General features: G+C 51.8%; 11 protein-coding genes. 2 read left to right on the top strand and 9 right to left on the bottom strand.

Annotated features, from left to right (window positions below; all coding sequences use genetic code 11):
* Positions 1 to 233 precede the first annotated feature (233 nt).
* The 5 genes from LARV_RS19555 to LARV_RS19535 form a co-directional block, all read right to left on the bottom strand.
* Positions 234 to 1,514, bottom strand: a complete 1,281-nt coding sequence (locus LARV_RS19555) for a hypothetical protein (protein ID WP_075075488.1) — start codon at positions 1,512 to 1,514, stop codon at positions 234 to 236.
* 2 nt (positions 1,515 to 1,516) lie between these two features.
* Positions 1,517 to 2,629: a peptidoglycan DD-metalloendopeptidase family protein gene (locus LARV_RS19550; RefSeq protein ID WP_152031892.1), complete on the bottom strand. Its 1,113-nt coding sequence runs from the start codon at positions 2,627 to 2,629 to the stop codon at positions 1,517 to 1,519.
* A 230-nt stretch (positions 2,630 to 2,859) separates the two neighbouring features.
* Positions 2,860 to 3,402 carry a HEAT repeat domain-containing protein gene (locus tag LARV_RS19545; RefSeq protein ID WP_075075486.1) on the bottom strand — a complete coding sequence of 181 codons (543 nt, stop codon included), beginning with the start codon at positions 3,400 to 3,402 and terminating at the stop codon, positions 2,860 to 2,862.
* Entirely contained in the window at positions 3,399 to 10,547 is a 7,149-nt protein-coding gene (locus LARV_RS19540) for an RHS repeat-associated core domain-containing protein (protein WP_075075485.1), read from the bottom strand. The genes LARV_RS19545 and LARV_RS19540 overlap by 4 nt, the downstream gene beginning before the upstream one ends.
* A 467-nt stretch (positions 10,548 to 11,014) precedes the next feature.
* Positions 11,015 to 11,764, bottom strand: a complete 750-nt coding sequence (locus LARV_RS19535) for an SH3 domain-containing protein (RefSeq protein ID WP_152031891.1) — start codon at positions 11,762 to 11,764, stop codon at positions 11,015 to 11,017.
* Between the two features lie 328 nt (positions 11,765 to 12,092).
* Between LARV_RS19535 and LARV_RS19530 the strand changes: the two genes are divergently transcribed.
* On the top strand, positions 12,093 to 12,680 hold the full coding sequence (locus LARV_RS19530; RefSeq protein ID WP_075075483.1) for a DoxX family protein: 588 nt from the start codon (positions 12,093 to 12,095) through the stop codon (positions 12,678 to 12,680).
* Between the two features lie 347 nt (positions 12,681 to 13,027).
* Positions 13,028 to 14,050 carry a hypothetical protein gene (locus tag LARV_RS19525; protein ID WP_152031890.1) on the top strand — a complete coding sequence of 341 codons (1,023 nt, stop codon included), beginning with the start codon at positions 13,028 to 13,030 and terminating at the stop codon, positions 14,048 to 14,050.
* A 154-nt stretch (positions 14,051 to 14,204) separates the two neighbouring features.
* On the opposite strand, the gene LARV_RS19520 is transcribed toward LARV_RS19525, so the two are convergent.
* The 4 genes from LARV_RS19520 to LARV_RS19505 all read right to left on the bottom strand — a co-directional run bounded on the left by LARV_RS19520 (position 14,205) and on the right by LARV_RS19505 (position 18,553).
* The gene (locus tag LARV_RS19520) at positions 14,205 to 14,924 is read right to left on the bottom strand and encodes a histidine phosphatase family protein (RefSeq protein ID WP_075075481.1); all 720 of its coding nucleotides are present in this window, start codon (positions 14,922 to 14,924) and stop codon (positions 14,205 to 14,207) included.
* Between the two features lie 133 nt (positions 14,925 to 15,057).
* The gene (locus tag LARV_RS19515; RefSeq protein WP_075075480.1) at positions 15,058 to 15,423 is read right to left on the bottom strand and encodes a GxxExxY protein; all 366 of its coding nucleotides are present in this window, start codon (positions 15,421 to 15,423) and stop codon (positions 15,058 to 15,060) included.
* A gap of 119 nt (positions 15,424 to 15,542) precedes the next feature.
* A complete protein-coding gene (locus LARV_RS19510; RefSeq protein WP_075071883.1) occupies positions 15,543 to 16,493 on the bottom strand; it encodes an IS110 family RNA-guided transposase in 951 nt (316 codons plus the stop codon).
* Positions 16,494 to 16,855: 362 nt separating this feature from the next.
* Positions 16,856 to 18,553 carry an AMP-binding protein gene (locus LARV_RS19505; RefSeq protein WP_075075479.1) on the bottom strand — a complete coding sequence of 566 codons (1,698 nt, stop codon included), beginning with the start codon at positions 18,551 to 18,553 and terminating at the stop codon, positions 16,856 to 16,858.
* Position 18,554: the final 1 nt, after the last annotated feature.

The raw sequence follows: 18,554 nt of genomic DNA, 5'->3' as shown, positions 1-18,554 counted from the left end.
GCACCCTCCGGGCAGGCCGCGCCACTGGCGTCTGTGACCAACCTCACGAAGCATCCTTTCAAGGCCTGTGATCACCCAGCAGCCAGGTGAGCGCTTCATTGGTGCGCATGGCAATGCGCCGGCTGCCACGGTGAAACGATAATCGAAGCGGCTATCATTGATTGCATAAGAAATTATAGAACGAAAAAAGAATGGATGCATTCAAAAACCGAATGCACCCTACTCACTGCACATCATTCTTTACATCCGGGTGATCGTAGAAAACCGCTGGAAGTCTCGACGAATTGATAAAGTCCATCCATCAATTTCTGCTCCTTATTGATCAACTCACCTTTTTCATAATTGTAAATGAATAAATAAGGAGCCGAAGAACCTTCTATTAACGTTTGATTAAGATCATCGGTCAGTGGCAAAGCCGAAAACACCTGATTTATTCCCAATTCCATCTGGGTTAGTTTTCGTGATATTGCGTTCTTCTCTACATCAAACCATATTAACGCAAAGTCCGGATTGGTTTGGATATTTTTCTGTGTTATTAATAGCACTAATAAACGATGTGCATCCCCCCACTGTATTTCCGCATTTCTGACATCCTTCATTTTCAGATTCAGCGTTTGAAGATTATTATCTGAAACCCTGAATAAATGTACCGCTCCGGTATTACTCTTTCCATCCTTTTTTCCCACATTCACGGATGTCGCAATTGCCAGGTACTTCGAATCAATTGACCATTTAAGGTCAATGATTTGTTCGGTTTCCTTTTCATTTCCAAAGTGAGAAATTTGAAGGCTTTCGCCAGTCAACAAATCATACATGAAGGCTTGTACGCTTTTGTTTTCATCGAAATCCGTATAGGCAAGGTAATGATTGTCTGGGGACCAAATCACCAGGTTAGCTCTTGCGCCACCGTGAATTGTCAGGAGTTTTGCGGTTTGGGGTATTCCCGCATCAATTTTGAGAAGCCTTACATCTTGAATCTCAGCCTCGTCGTACGACATACCCCAATCGCCGGTGATAACCAGATAAGCGATCCACTGTTCAGATGGAGATATGGAATAACCAAAAATCCGATCATCTTTATTCCGTTTTTCCAGCGCCACTGCTCTCTTGAGAATATTCCCATTGAAATCTCTGGTTGTAATAACAAATCCCCTTTGATCGTCGGAAATATTGATCACCTGACAACCCATCGAGGAAAGATATGGATAAGTTTCAGTATCGATTGAATTTACCAAATTTAAATCATGATCAAAAAAGAACATTGCGTCAAAAATAGAATCGGTCCGTGTCATTGTTAAAGCAATCTTCCTTTGAATTTGCTGCTCTGTTGAAATCGTGGATCGATCCACAGTTTGCCTTGTGGATAACGGTCCTATTGAAGAGCTCGGGGCTATTTTATCATTTGTATCTGCAGGTATTTGATTATCCTGTAATGAAGAATAGTTACATCCACTGATGACCAACAATAATAATACAAGATACTCTACTTTTCGGTTATGAATTGTTTTGATCATTCTTATCTCCATTCTACTGGCATGAAGTCATCATAACCGCCAAACCGAGGAGAAATATCAATCCAATTAGATTGTAGTTCAGATGCACTATTTGCCCACCATTGACTCGCAGCCCCAGGAAAAACAAACACACTACTATTATTTTGTGAGCCAACACCTGATTGAGTCCTCACCTCAAAATGGAGATGGAGATCACTAGTTCCTGTGTTTCCCATTACTCCAACTACATATCCTCTATTTACCATATCCCCAACTTCAACCGCAGAACTAGCCAGATGATAATACATTGAATAATACGATTTACCATTATAAAAATGACGTATCACTACCTTATTCCCACCATTTTTATCATCCTCACCCACAAAAACAACAATCCCGGGATATATCGAATATATATTGGTGTCGTTCTCTGGTTTCCCGATATCCACACCAGGATGAATACCCCAATCAGCTAAGTAGTCTTCCTTTGAATATCCCCCTTTACCAATATTCTTGTAGTTACCATAATCACACGTGTTATGTGAACCAAAATTAGTTGTAACATTTCCACCATTTGTCGGGTATCTAATCACATCAATAAATGGTACCCCAGAATAGATAATATTAATGTTTGGCATGGTTTTACTCTTATTTGGAATTCTTTCTCCATATTTCATGTAGCAGTTACCATATTCATCACAAACTGAATGGCCGGTAGAATCTGTATAATTGACCGGATTATTGTACGTATAACTATATCGATCCCACGCCTGTGGATTGCCCGGCTGCGGAATGATCGTATCTGCCTGGATGAAGCGCGCTAAATACGGATCGTAGAATCTGGCGTTGTAATCCATCAACCCGAAGCCGTCCAAGCGCTGACCCGTATATCCGAAGTCCGTCTGCGTCGCGCCCCACTGCCAGTAGACCTGCCCGTAGGGCTCGTATCGTGTTTCTGAGACCGACGAACCATTGGCGTCCGTGATCAGGCTGGTCGAACCTCGCGAAGCACCCTGTAAGGGAAGGTGATCGCCGTAGAGGTAATATACGCTTCCGCCCTTTCGCATGGCCACGCGCTGCCCGGCCAGGGAATAATATTTGGTCACGGCATAGGTTGTGGTCGTTGTCGTTTCCAACCAGGCACCGGCATTTCCAACCCGGTCGACGCCCTGGACGCGGAAGGCCGCTGACCGCACGTGTCTTTTTCCCCCGAGTCTCCGACCGTCGCACAGGTCGCGCTCGGTCCTTGCACACCTTCGGGCAGGCCGCGTCGCCGCCGTCTGTGACCAACCTCACGAAGCACCCTGTCGCATGGACACGCGCTGTCATGGTGGGAAAATAAGCGGTAGATCCATATGCAACTTACCTACTTATCGAATATATCATTCGTATTGATATTTTCTATGACCAATATCTCTTTTATTTGGTCTACTGTCGGCGATAAATCCCCAACTCGTAATTTTTGAAGATAATACTCTCGGATTTTAAAAGGGACACCAGCTAGGTCCAGAATAGCCGTAAAGGCAGATTCTTTAACTAAAGCATTTGCATCATGCTCCAATGCTTCTAATAAAGCAATATCAGGAAGCTTAGATTGATTCCCTAAAACGGAAGCGCATGCAATTCTGACTCCGGAATCCGGATCATGTAGAAGGAGACCTTGAATTTTGTTGATCACTTTTTGATCCAACTTATAATGATATCCAAGTAAACTCACACTCTCTCTTCGCCAATTCCATCTGGGATCATCTAATTCTTGGATGAAAAAATCTTTGGCAGGTAAGTAATGCGCCTCGACTAATTTATGGCATTTTTTCCATAATCCAGCTCCATAAAATTTTCCTCCTGGATCGTTTGCGATAGCCACAACTTCTTCAAGCAAATTGTGCAACTCTAGTTCTTTTTTCATTTGTCACCATGTAGTAATTTGTTCACACGATTTACCCAATCTTGAGCGGTGTTTATTGCTTCATCGATGGCCTTTTGTCCAGCCGCATCGCGTGACCGCCGAACTTGTTGTAAGTGTTGAATATCATTTTCAACTCCCTTCATAAATTGCTCAGCTTCTCCAAGATGATCATACTGTAATTTCTCTCCGTCTGCATTTCTTTTTGCCTCTTCTGCTAAATCAGGATGTTCATTAAGAAAATCCTCAAGATCATTGTTAAGGTGATCGATTTTTTCTTGTTCATCCGAAGTTAGAGGCTTAGGTCTTGTAGTCTTTGCTAGATCCCTGAGTTTTGCTGTCGCATCACTAACAGAATTTTCAATATTTTCTGCAAAGCCCGAGATTGCTTGATTTACATTTTCTTGCACTGTTGGATTTGTTATGTAGACAACTGCCCCAACCGCAAGAAGCGCAAATGTCCCTACCACAAGGACAGGCCCAATTACAATAGATCCACCGACAGCAGCAGTTTCAAGAACACATCCATCCCATACACAATGACCAGAAGGGTCATTATATTTGATTGGATTGCCCTTCACATAAGAGAACCGATCCCAATCCTGGGGATAATACACATTGGGAATAATCGAATCAGGTTGGATCCAGCGGCTAAGGTACGGATCGTAGAATCTGGCGTTGTAGAAATATAATCCAAGCTGCGATTCGCTGATCTGCCCGGTGTACTGCCGGTCATTGCCCACCGATCCGCTGCGGGTTTGCCCCCAGGCGGTATACTTTTGCTCGCTGGCGAGGGTTCCATTCGCGTTAGCCGTTATCGTAGTGCTGCCCAGGTGATCGCCCAGCAGCCAGGTGAGCACGCCGTTGGTGCGCATGGCAATGCGCTGTCCAACCGCTGAATAATACTTCACCTCGGTTGTGGTTGAGGAATCTGATCGCCATTCGTAGGAGTCGCCAATGTATACAGTAGTGACGCCGTTCTCCACGGCGATTACCCTGTTCCCATCACCGTCGTAAGTATAGGTCGCCAGAACAAGACCATTTTTCGAAGCAGAAATCAGATGGTTTTCAGGATCATAACTAAAGGTATAAGTATCGCTTCCTTCGATCCGTTCGGTCATATTTCCATTTTGATCATACGAATACTGACGGATGAGTTGGCTGGCGTCATAGATCGCAGTAACCGCATGGGGGTGGCTGCCATAGAGATAAGTGAGCGTACCACATGTTTCACGGTAATCATCGATATATGCCGTGCCTGATCGAATGGTGTGACGAAAATGCCAGTCGATGTTGCTGACAGTTTGCGTCAATGTGCCCGTTTTGGTAAGGTCATTTTCCTGGGTAATTGTGATGGTCAATGGCCCCGATACGCTGCCACTTCCACGATTAATGGTCAAGTTGTACCAGGTATTTGCCTGCACGTTGGTTAGCAATGTCGTCTGGGTTTCAACACCATTTGTGTGACCCTGGAAATAATAAAAGGTACCGTTTTCTTCTTTCAATCCTGCCTGGTTATAAAAGGTATATATTGAGGTATATGTTCTGGTCGGTTGAGGTGTAAAGATTAATCCATAATCGGATTGCAACCTTACCGCATCATTCGATGAAAAACTCATATAACAATGTTCTTCGGGATTGCATCCTGGATCAGGGAGCGTCGGAGATAAGCCAAAGAAGAAACGAGCATCTGTCCCAGTTTGACTTAATTTAAAACGAACCTGAATTGTAGTTGATTCGGTAATCGTCGCAGATCGCTTTACCCCAGATGAATCGGGGTCTGAATTCCCTTGAGATATGGCAACCTGCTCGTTCTCGATCGTGTATGGTGCAGTCGCACTACTGGTCCATTTCCAATCTGCGGTATTCTTGGTGCTGAAATTTTCCGCGAAACTCGAACCTGAAATACCATCAGGCATAACCCGATCCGAAATTCTACCGTTCGTGTCATAAAAAATACTTTCCGAATAAGCATTCGTGACTGTCTCGAGCCGGTTCAAACTGTCATAGGTATAGTCCAACGTTTCAGAGCCCGTCGAACGTGCATCGATCATCTGAGTGATATTTCCATCGGCATCATAGGTATAAGTCAATGACTGTAAAGCCGAAGAACTCACTTTCAAACGCCCCCCTTGCGAAGTCCATGGATAATAGGTATACGCCTTTTCAATTACCGAAGATGTCGGAGTGGCTCCATTCCCCATGGCCATTTCTCCCACTCGCCCGGCAGCATCGTAAACAATTTCATTTACGTAGCCCTCGGTAGAGCTGGTCATACTCTCCAAGGCTGCCTGTGGATTGTAAGTGTAATTGACGGTTTCACCCGGCTGACCGTTGTTTCCTCCAGGGTAAATCATGGACTTAACAGCATCATTGGAGTAATACGTCCATTGCGTCAGGAAATACCCATATTCGCTACTTTGCTTTGTCTGATCGATCATCAATCCGCGCTCATTATAATTCCAGGAGGTGATCCCTGTAGCATCATGCATGCCGGTGCGGTAACCGATATTGTTGGCGCCAAAATCGTATGTATAACTTACATTAAAATTAGGTGAGGATGGGCAATTATCGTCTCCACGATAATGCTTGCCTATCAGTCGATTTAGAGAGTCATAATACAGGCAAGTTCGCTGACCTTTCGCATCCGTCTGGCGGGTCAGGTTGCTTGCACCATCGTAGACATAGAGCCATGTGCCCGTGTCCGGATCCGTCATGGACGTCTTCCGCCCGGCCCAATCATAATGAATCGTGGTGGTCCAACTGCTGTAAGTGGCGCTCGTCATCCGGTCGAGCGAGTCGTAGGCATAGCTCACCCCAGGATTGGCCGGGTAGCCCGCCGGCAGCACACTCAACAACCGACCAAAAACATCCGTTTTTTGTACAGTGGCATTGGCTTTTGCATCGGTGATGGTTGTGGCAAGTGTATTGCCGGATATCGAGTAGGCGTAATTCGTGGCAGTGTTGTCCGGCTGCCTAACCGTCGTCGTCCGGCCGATGGCGTCATAGCTGGTTGTCACCACCGTGCCAAAATCCTGCACGGCCATGTCCCCGCCGGTGGCCACGTCGCGCGGCATGGATTGTTTCCACAACCGCCCCAAATTATCATAGGCATAATCGACGATGATGTCCCGTGTTGCGCCGTTGACCGAGGCATCGATGACGCGGGTCTGCAAGAGCTGGCCCAGCCCGTTGTAATACTTTTGCAACACGGTGCTGGTGCTGGCATCGATCTTCTGATAAACCCGGGTGGAGAAGCCGTAAGATCCGGTAGTCCAGACCGGCGATTGGTAAATGTATTCCACGCGAAATGTCGGCGAATCCACGCTGTCACCCGGGCGAATCACCTTTGCCAGCCGACCGAAGTCATCATAGTAAGCAGCGCTGACCTGGCCGTTCATGTCAGTCTGTGAAAGCAGGTTGCCGGTGCGCAGATCGTAGGTATTGGAAACATGCGGATGCGAAGGGATGGCGTCCTGCGTCCACAACAGGTAGGTGGCGTGGCCGTCGTACGGGCAGCCGGAGGGTTGGCCGCCGCCGTAGCAGAAGGTGGTGGTCTGCGCGCCCTCGGTAGCCGGCGTGCTAAAGGTACCAGGCTTGGTATAACTGGTGGATGTGATTCGGTTGCCCCAGGCGTCATAGGTGAATCGCACATCCGAATATTGATCTTGCGCGATCCGTGTACGTTGATAAGTAACGATTCCCTGCGTCGGTGGTGTAGAATAACTGGTACTCGAATCGTAAAGATACATGATCTCGCCCTGCAGGGTCGTACCATCGTACACACAGGGCGTGGTGGAGCAGGTAAACGTCTGCGTAAAGGCCTGCAAGCCGGTCAGATACAGGCTGCTGGAGACATTCGGATAATAGTAAGTTCGTATGGAGCGTACCGGCTGCCAGGCACTATTTTTCCATTCGAACTCCACCTGTTTGGTGATATTGCCAAATTGTTGGCCTCCCTGCAAGGTCACATCGTAGTCATATACTGTTTTCTGCCCGATAAAATTATTGATATCGCCTGCATGGGTATAATCCTCTTTCGAAATTAAGCGAATCCAGTAAAACTCGACCTCGATTGGCGTCCAAAAGCCTCCGGCCTTCGTATATGGAATTAGTACGTTATCGAAATAGATCGGTTCATAGGTGTAAACAGTTCGCTGGAATACTTGTGCTTCATTTGCAGCCGTGACCCTGAGTTCTTTCAACCGGCCCTGAAGATGTTTTCCAATCCAATTTCCCTGCGTATCTCTTTCTTCGCCCTGCCAGTAGGAATAAATCGATTTATGACCGTCTGGCGCCGTTTCAATGACCTGGTTGAAACCACGAAATTCCGTGAAGGGTGGGTTACGCATCCAATTCTTATATTGACCAACCAGGGTCTCATTCATCTTTCCACCTGAATAACGATACGTGGATGAATAAGTCGTCCCGGATTGCTGGTCGATGGTCTTCATTTCTGTAACACGGTAGAATGTCGGTAGGTAGCGAAATTGATATTGGAAAAGATGGCAGCCGATTTCACCCGTTCCACAATGGGTATCAACCATTGCTAAATTTGTATTCGAATTGCCATCCAGAAAGTACTTGATATCGAATTCATGCCATCCCGAATTGGTCGTAATGGTTGTATTGAGATAAGTACGTTGCAATCCCGCGCCGTTATCGACAAAAACCTGTAAAGGAACGGTTCCGCTGCCATACCTGCGCTCTACCATCATATGCAATTCATATGCAGCCCCAGGGTGGGCCATTGATTTATCGTACCAACTATACCAATATTTGTAATCATTCACGGTTGTACCTAAATCCCCTGCGTTACCTCCGAAATTACCATACATTTTCTTCCAGGGATCGTTTTGCAAACTCGAATTCCACGCGTAACTACAATCCGTTGCGCCATCCCCATTATCGTCATTAACATTACACGCCCAAGGAGAATAGGTAAATTCGACCCGCCCACCATATCCGTTCTCCGCCCAATGTAAATGTAATCCATCGCCATCAGGGTAGGTAACGCCATCGGCAGTTACGCCTGTACCGTAATTAAAAGTATACGGCGGCAGACCGTTCCACTGGCTATTCTCTCCCCATGTTTGTTCCTGGAATAGTTTCAGGGTCAGGGTCATATTGGTGTTTGGATAACCGGATAAAGCCGTTTCGTTCCACCGATGTCCCGGCCAAATGATGGTGTTTCCTGATCCTAAATCATAATCGTTTGAATAGGTAAAGAGGTACCGTCGAATGGGTTCTGTATCGACGAAAGCTGCATCACTATCGGGATTATGCTGAATTTCGATATTGTTCAGCCGAGATTCCATGTACGCAGTACGCGAACTGGAGTAATTATAGAGACTCCAGGAATGATAATAATCACGCCTGTCCCCCCAATTGAAGACGACCCGATATGCGTTATTGGGGTAAAGGATCTCCTTTGGGTAAAGCCAGTACTCCGTCGTTTGTTGGGAAGAATTGGAATAACAGCTATAACCAGTGATATAGTGCTGATCCCTTTGGTATCTGTATCGGATTATTTTTCCGTTAGGATCAATAATATGGCTGACCGCCCAACGCCAGGTCAATTTATAAATCGTTCCTCCGTTGGTATCCGACCAGCAGAATGGATAACCGGCAGTTGGCTGATTGTTCCCATCTACCTGGCCAAATTGATAACGAGTCCCATCTTGAAGCCAGACTTCCCACCAAGCTCCTCCGTTATATAATGTGCCATGGACCTCGATCCTTGGAAAACTGATGTCTTCCGTATGCCAGTAACCATCGCTGCCTTTAATCAATAAACCGGAAACGCCGTTCATATGAATATAGAATGAATCGTCATTGACATTATCCCAGGTTCCTCCGTTATCCCGTTGGATGTAAGGCAAATCCAGCGACCACCCCATTCCCACCCAGGAAGCCTGGGAAGAAATACCCGCATTATCGATTTCCTGACTGTTATAGCTCAATTCCAAAGATGGCTGGAAACCGCCTGGACCGGCTGGGAGCGTGAGCGGAACTGAATAAGTTGCTGCGCCGGTAAAGGTGGATACCTGCCAGCCTGCCATACTGGGAAGCATGGCTGCCTGCCAATTGTTATAATTCGGATTCAACACTGTCAGATGATCCGACCGTGCAATAATCCGCTTGTTAACCATGTCCACACTTCCAGGAAGCGGTTCCCAGGTTTGAGCATCTTCATCGAAATACGAAAGGTATAGCACCGATTCATTACCAGCGTATTCTTCCGGATCATAGGCATATTCGATCGTGATTTCCTGATCGAAATGCTTAATTGCCTCACCGTTTTTGGCATAAGCTTCGATCTTAAAAGGATGCCATGGCTTTCCCGAAGAATTGATAGTTATCGAGTCATCTTCCCAACCCAGGTCCATCACCACCACATCCGCATCTTCCGGCAGTGCATCCGGCGGGAAGATCACCTTGGCGCTGTTTCCCATTGCGCCGCTCACCTCGCCCCCCTGCGCTTTGGATACGTGCTGGGCAACCACCATGGTCAATTCTTGTTCGGAGAGCAATTCGTCGTCTTTGAATAACTGAACCAAAATCGTTGCTGCCTCACCTCCAATGGCTTCGTCCAGAACATCCAGATGTACTTTGCCATTGGCTTTATCGAGCGGATTCACGCTCTCGATAATTCCATCTGCGTTGAGCGCGAACGGCTCCCCTTCAGAAACAACGAGGTAAGGTGGCGCCTGGATGCGTAACGAGTAATTATTACCGCTTTCATTTGGATCGACGCCCAATTGGTAGTGGAGGTTGATGCTTCCGCCTGGCCGAAGGAAACGCGGGCTCACTTTTACATCAAAGTAGGCCTGGAGATCATCCACCGGTTCTTCTTCGATAACCGCCGTTTCCTCGGGTGTGGCTGTTTCGGTCAGGGTTGGTTCGAGTGTGGGAGTCTCGGTTTCAGTGGTTTCAGAAGTAGGGGTTGCAGTGACCTCATCCGTTGCGGTTGGGGTAATTTCGGGGGTCGGGGTTTCGGTGGAAAGCTGATCGGTTGGCGATGGAGTTATCGTCTCGACCTGCTGAAGCGAAGAAGAAATATTCGCAGAATTCGCAAAGGATCCCAGAGGGAAAACATTTGCAAAAGCAAGGGCAATGGATAAAGCAATGAAAACGATGCGCTGCATGGTACCCCTCGATGTGTTATTGGATTGTCGCTTGAAATTTATTCAGTGCAAAATGGATTTCAGACTCTAGAAGATGCAATAACTTAACAAATAATTTTGATTGTTTACAAGTAATATTACGAACATACAAATTATATATATTGCAATTGAATTGTCAATCTTTTCTTCGAAAAAAAAGGGACGCTTTTCTTAACAACCGGTCCTGCCCTTCTGGGTCTATGGCCCCATCTGGGCGCCGGCCGCATCCGTGCCTGCCGATAGAATACGAATCGGTTTAGACCTGCTCACCCTAGGATACCGGTATTTTTCGAATGGGCAAAACCGTTGACGGGCATCTGAAAGGGAGACGATCGGATCTATCCGCACAGTCTCTTTTCTTGTGTTTCGTGTAATTCGTGGTCAAAATAAAACAACCGCCCGGCATTTTCACCGAGCGGTCTTTTTTCCTTCAGCATTCTTCATTCTTCTCACCTTGGGCAGGTGTAGTTCACCCCATTCCCGTCCTGGGTGACGATCAGTTCGCTGCCCTCGGTCACCGACATGGTCGTTACCGAGGCGGCGTTCAGGGTCAGGTCAACCACTTCGTAGAAGCCGGGGTTGACCTGCTGCCGGTTGGCCGGCTGCTGGGCCAGCGGCTCGAGGACGATCTCGCCCGGGCGCAGGGAAATCTGGTGCGAGGTGCAGTTGCGCACGTAGGCCGGCACGGCGTCCGTAAAGGTGGCATCGGGCAGCGAAAGCGGATCGCCGCTGACGTTCACAGTCGGCGCCTTGGAATAAACCCAGCCGAAAACGCCGGTCGAATTGGGCACCTCCACCTGCAGCCATTCGCCCTTGCCGTCCTGGGCCTTGGCTGCCACGGTTTGGCCAGTTTCGAACGCGGCCACGGTATCGTAGGCCAGGCCCGGCCCGCGCCGCACATTCAACGCCCCACCGAAGGTCAGGGTCACCGCACCCGCGGCGGCCGTCCCCGAAGCCGGTGCGCCGGGCGTCCCGGTGCCCGCGACCTGAGTGGCGCCTTCGGTCGGCTGGGCGGATGGGTCGACGGTGGGGGTGCGCGTACCGGCCGGCGGCCGGCGGGTCGGGAAGGGTGTGCGCGTGGGCTTCCCGGTCTCACCCGGCGCGGTTTGCTGCGCGTTCGCGGCCGGCTGCGTCCCCGCAGGCGCCGCGCAGGCGCTCAACAGCAGGGCAATCAACGCCCCGCATGCCAGAATTCTCACCAAAGACCTCCCCCTGCGGCCCGGCCGGGTGGAACCCGGTTTTTCAAGCCAGCAGTTCATACTTCACTCCTCGCAAAAATGGTCATGCCCGGGTAGATGGTTCGGTTTCGAACGGCGGAAGCGCAGGCAGGCCCCGATACAGGCGCAACCCGGCGATCCATCCACCAATCCCGGCATTCCCCGATCATAACACGAATGCAGTCGGTTTGTTTTTCGCCCCGGCCGCTTCTGAAATCCGGCGGGTGTGAAAAAATGATTGACATTCTGCGCAGGCTGACATATAATCTGGATAATTAATGTCAGATTACATCCTTATCAGGAGGTGAGCATGTCAACAACCACTGCAGCCACGAAGGGATATCAGATTTCAGATCCCCCACTGGCGCAAAAATTATTCGGTAATACCCGCTGGGCCTGGATCTGGGTGATTCTGCGCATGTATCTGGGCTACACCTGGCTCGTATCCGGCTGGGGCAAGCTCGGCAACCCGGGCTGGACGCAGACCGGCGCAATCCTCAAGGGCTTCTGGACCAACGCGGTGGCCATCCCAACCGCCCCGGCCCGCCCTGCGATCACCTTCGACTGGTACCGCGCCTTCATCCAGAGCATGTTGGATGCCGGTTCGTACACCTGGTTTTCCAAGGTGGTGGTGGCCGGCGAGCTCTTGATCGGCGTTGCGCTTGTGTTGGGCGCCTTCACCGGCATCGCCGCCTTCTTCGGCGGCTTCATGAACTGGAATTTCATGATGGCGGGCTCGGCCAGCTCGAACCCGCTGCTCTTTACCATCGCCATTTTCCTCATCCTGGCCTGGAAGGTGGCCGGCTGGTGGGGCCTGGACCGCTTCCTGCTGCCCGCATTTGGCACGCCCTGGCAGCCCGGGCGGGTTTTTAAGAAAGGGGACGAGAGTAGTGTCTAGCGATTGGCAGTTAGCGGTTAGCTGTTAGCGATTGGCAGTTAGCGGTTAGCTGTTAGCGATTGGCGGTTAGCGATTGGCGGTTGGCCCTTCGCCGCCGACCAAAGACGAGCACCTTTGGCAAATTCTTGCCGGCAGGAGATCCCTGCCGGCGGCTTGTTTTTGCCACCAACTGCTCGCAAATTAATACCACGCCGGCGTTTGACAGGATTCAACTCCTCTATTACGATTTTCAGTAGAAATAGAATTTATAAACCGGTTGCAATCCAATAATTTACTGTATGACAACCAAGTGGGGAGTTCGCCGGCCGGATCAGGCCGGAAACCATAATAATTTTAGGATAACGATCATGCCAAATCTATCCATTCGAAGACTCGCTTTGTTGGTTTTCTGCATCGGTTGTATGGTGATGAGCGGCTGCACCGGATCCGCTCCAGCTGGTACGCAGGCGCCTCAGGACACTGCGGCGACAGCCCCCGCCCCGCCCACGCTTACGCCCACACCGGCGCCCACCCAAACGGCCATCTTCACGCACACCCCAACCCCGTTCCGGACCGCCAACGGCTATATCCCCGGAAAATACAACACCAGCGACTGCGTAAATTACTCTCCCTACCTCACCGCCAATTATTCGGCGGAGGTGAAGTTCTGTGTCTGGTTCATCGAAATCTTTAGAGACGGCACGATGTGCGTGACTGTTTCCTGGAATGTGGAGTATAACGCCGAAGCCATCGGGAAGAGCGTGAAAAAATCCGGCGATGTTAACAATCCGAATATGTTTATGATGGATAACCTTGGAAATCGGTATGATCTCATCGGTGGGGGCGGAGACAGCAATGCCACGACTTTTTGGGGAAATACTCTTTTAACCGGTTGGTTCCTCTTTCCAGAACCGAAACCAGGCATCACATCGCTCACATTTTGGGATTGGGATAACATTGCGAAGATCGAAAACCTTGTCCTGACGAATCCCATGCCGTTGACCGAGGAGAGCGTGAGCCTCAAGTGGCACCCTTATGCCATCGTTTATAAATCGGATATCTGGAAAATGGAGCCCGGCGAATCGGGGGAATTCATTTTGACCAACCTGAAAAACGAAAAATGCCAGATCAGCGAGCGCGCCCCCGACCAGCCCGATGGGAAACTCAAGAGCGAATTGGAGATCGGCCAGACGACATTCGATATTTACGGATGGCTGGAATCGGAGCAGGGCATGGGCTACCGGGATTATCAGGCCATCAGCGGTTTGGATGGGCTCGATCCGCAGCAGCTGGTGATTTTTCGGGCCGCCATCCCGTTGGCCGATCAGGACATGTGCCTGGATGAGATCAGCGGCATCCTTTTCACCTTGTCCGAGCCGGAGGAGGAATAGCTGTTAGCTGTTAGCTGTTAGCTTTTAGCTGTTAGCTGTTGGCTTTTTAGCTGTTGGCTATTGGCGGTTAGCGGTTGACGGTTACCGATGGCTGTCGGTTGTTAGCTAAAGGCTGAAAGCCAATGGCTAATGGCTAATTGCTAACCGCTTTCCGCTATGTGACCCATTCGCGCGGCAGGTGATCGGTGCGGTTGTGATAGTACAACACAGGCCGCTTCTCGAAGCCGACGCGTGAGATGCCGGTGTTGTTCATCAGCAGCCACAACTCGGGGCGCCTGGGCAGCTCGAGGATGGCCGCCAGAATGTAGTTATAGAACCCGCCGTGGGTGATGACCGCCACGCGGTCGTCGCTGCCGGCGTGACGCTCGATCAGTTGCGCCAGGGCGCGGTAACCGCGCGGCAGGCGATCTTCGTCGGACTCGAAATCGCGGTTCCACCAGCCGCTTTCATTCAGCCAATCCGGCAGCACCAGGCGCGGAAAATTCTGCTCGAAGAACGAGCGCGGATTGCCCGCCAGGCCGATCGGCAGGCCGGTTTCCTCATCGTCGAGGTAGATGCCGCCGGCCTCGTGCACCTCGGGCCAGCCGATGAGCGGCAGGTCGAGGGCTTCGGCGACGGCGTTGCCGGTCTGCACGGCGCGCAGCATGAGCGAGCAGTAGACGTGGGTGATGCCAAAACCGCGCTCGGGACGGGCGCCGGGGGTCTGCCCGTTATCCAGCGGGTCGCCATCCCGCAATTGCCCGGCGACGCTCGTGGCCTGCTTGAGGCCCAGCCCGGTCAGTTCGGGATCGTGGCTGCGGCCCTTGTTGTCACCGGTGAGGTCCCAGAGGCGGTTGTTGGCGGATTGTGCGTGACGGATTAAAAATAATTGCATAAGTAAATCCTTTAAGAAGCCACAGAGGTCACAGAGACCTCAGAGAATTAGGAAGAAGTATAAAGAGGCTTCTGAATTATAAGACATGGTAAATTAATAGGCACGAAGAGCGCTGTGGTTAATTCTTCATTCTTCACAAAGAGATCCTTCGAACCCCATCGACCAAAATCTTCTGTCCAAAGTTGATAATCAATGCCCGCTTCAGACCGGTTGCCTTTAGATAAGAAAGCGCTTGAGCGGTAACAAAATCCGGCATGGCACTCATCGATTTCAATTCCACCACCACTTCACCACCAACCAGGATATCCAGACGCTGGCCTTTGATGACCTGGTCTTTATACCACACATCCACCGCCACCTGGCGTTGGTAATTGATACCACGGCGGTCGAACTCGATACACAGCGCTTCTTCGTAGATCGATTCGAGCAACCCGGGGCCCAGCACGCGATGCACCTCAATGGCTGCGCCGATGATCGCGTGTGTGAGTGGATCGGTCATATTCACCCCCGAAGAAATAGCCACAGAGATCACAGAGAGCTCAGAGAGAAGAAGAGAAGAGGGTTAAGAAAAGAGAAAGACTGCCACAGAGCAACTGTGTAGAATGTCAAGAAAGAAAATCAGGCTAAAACTGAGGGAAAAGGCTGCCAGGGACGCCGATCACGAACCATAGCGTTAAGGATCACCAAGAACTTCCGCATACAGGCGACCAACGCCACTTTTTTCTCCTTTCCCATGGCCAGGAGGTGATGATAGAAAGAATGAATGATAGGGTTATATTTCGTGGCACTCAGGGTAGCCATGTACAGAACCGTGCGGACACAAGGCCGTCCGCCTTTGATCCGACGCTTCCCCCGATGACGGCCACTGTCATTGTTATAGGGAGCTACGCCGACCAAGCCAGCAATCTCCTTGCGGCCCAGGGCTCCCAACTCAGGCAGATCTGAGAGCAGAATGGCAGCCGTAACTTGGCCCACCCCAGGCGCGGAACGAAGAATGTCATTCTTTTCCTGAAAGTCAGGCGTATGCCCAATCAAGTCATCAATCTGATGGTTGAGCTCAACCAACTCCTGCTGCAGGGCTTGCATGATCTTCTGGATGCTGGTCTGCATGCTCGGATGGGCGCTGCACAGGTGGTTTTTCTCCATGGTTAGCATTTCAATCACCTGGCGACGTCGGGTCATCAATGCTGTGAGCTGCTGTTCTTCTTCACTGGGTAAGCGGGTCGGCTCGGGCTGGATGGCTTCTCCAAACCGAACCAGTAAGCGTGCATCGACTTTGTCGGTCTTGGCCAGCAGGCCAATCGAGCGGGCAAATTCGCGGACTCGGCGAGGATTGACCACCGCCACCCGAAAGCCGTCCAGGGATAATAACGAGACCACCGCTCGTTCCAGTCCTCCCGTGGCTTCCACTACGATCAATCCAGGCGCTAGAGGTTTCAGCTTATCAATGAAGGCCTCGATCCCGATGATATCGTTGCTTTCTGCCCAATCCTGGCCCGCGATTGAGACATCCAGCCGGTTCTTTGAAACATCAATCCCGACCACACTTACTGAGATTTGCTGCTCCATTCTGCCCTCGTCTGTTTGTATAATGGATGTGCCCGTTCTAGCAGAATACGGTCTCTTGGACCCCACAACTGTTCGGGCAACATACACGACGGACCCGGCGACCCTGCTCTGTGACGGCCTCTTATGACCTATACCCGATCGGCCTGCCGGGTCCCATTGTATGGTATCACTCATCATTTTCATCATACTAGCCCACAGAGATCGCAGAGAATTAAGAGATTAAGCCTTTTTTAGGACGAAACCTACGACAATTATCCATCGTTTCCAAATTTTCGTTTCTCCTTTTTCTTTCCATTAATCTCTCTTCTCCTCTTTTTTTCTTATCTCTCTGTGTTCTCTGTGACCTCTGTGGCTTTCTTCTCTTATCCCTCTGTGGCTAATTCCTTCAGGAACCGCTCCTTATTCGCCCCGCGTGCCGTCTTCCCCGAACTGGTCTTGATGATCCAGCCCGCGCCGACCAGGTGCACGCGGCGCAGGGTCACGGCGGTGCCGCGGGTGACCGCCTGGCGGATCGCGTCGGCCAGGGCCTCGCGCTCGGCCGGGCCGGCGGGGTCGACCTCGGCCACCAGGGCCACTTCCTCGGTGCCGGCCGCTTCGTCGAACAGACCAAAGGCGACCACTCGGCCGGGGTGCACGCCCGGCACCTGGGACGCGGCCGTTTCGATATCCTGCGGGTAGATATTCTTGCCGCCGACGATGATCAGGTCCTTCTTGCGCCCCGAGACGAACAGTTCGCCGCCGGCCAGGTAGCCCAGGTCGCCGGTCAGATACCAGCCGCCGGGTAAAAAGGCCTTGCGGGTGACTTCCGGGCGGCGGTAATACTCGCTCAACATGCAGTCCGAGCGCAGGACGATCTCGCCGACGGCCCGTTCGGGCAAATCGGCGCCATTCGCGTCGACGACGCGCAGTGCCACGTTGGGTAACGGCCGGCCGTTCGAGAGCATGCGCACCACGGCGCGCCCGTCGTCCGCGGGGACCGGCCGGGCCACCCGCTCCACCTGCAGGGCGTCGCGGTCGATCACGTCTTCGCTGACCGGGCCGTCCAACCCGGCCTGCGTCACGGCGAACACGTTTTCGGCCATGGCGTAACACGTCATCAGGGCGGCGGGGTTCAGCCCAAAGCCGGCGAAGCGCGCGGTAAAGGCGGCGTGGCTCTCGGGGCGGCACGGTTCAGAGCAGTTGATGACGCCGCGCAGGCTGGAGAGGTCCACACCTTGCAAATCGCGGTCGCGGATCTTCTGGGCGCAAAAATTGTAGGCAAAGTTGGGCAGCCAGGTGAGCGTGCCGCGGTAGGCCGAGATGCTCTGCAGGAGCCGGTAGGGCGCGCGCACCCAGTCGAAAGGCGACATCAACACGAGTGGCACGCCCAGCAGCAGCGGCATGAGGAAGCTGGCGATCAGCCCCATGTCGTGATAGAGCGGCAGCCACGAGACGATCGTATCCCGCGCGGGGTCGAGCCGCAGTGCGCGCGAGTAGACCTCGAGCTGCCGCAGCACGGCGCGGTGCGAGAGGGCCACGCCCTTTTGCAGGCCGGTGGTGCCAGACGAGTGCTGCAGGAGGGCGATGTCGTCCGGATCGCGGCGCAGGCCGGGCAGTTGCTCCCAGTCCGGCTCGGGCGCGGCTTCTGCGCGCACCCGTTCGGCTACGATCACCGCCGGGGCATCCCCTCCCCCACCGGCAGCCAGCACCTCGCCCTCGAAGTCGGCGTAGGTGATCACCGCGGCCGGCCGGGTGACGCCCAGCAGGGCGCTCAGCTCGGCCCGGTAGCGCTCGGGGAGCAGTTTTTCGGTCAGGAAAGGCATGACAGCCGGGATGCTGCCGTTGAGCACGCAGCCGAAGTAGGCCTGCACCAGGTCGGAGCCGTGCTGCAGGATGAGCAGCACCGCCTCACCAGGGCATACGCCGTGTCCGGCCAGGACCGACTGCCAGCCCGCGGCGGCGCGTATCAGGTCCGAAACGCTCAGGGTCCAGTCCGGCTGGCGGGCAGTTTGCAGCACCAGCGCGGTCGAATCCGGCTGCGAGCGCAGCCGGTCCACCAGCAGGCGCGTGAAGGTGGCCATG

It is taken from the genome of Longilinea arvoryzae, from assembly GCF_001050235.1.
GTDB lineage: Bacteria > Chloroflexota > Anaerolineae > Anaerolineales > Anaerolineaceae > Longilinea > Longilinea arvoryzae.
Note: the sequence above shows the minus strand (reverse complement) of the source record. Positions and strands in the feature narration are given on the sequence as shown.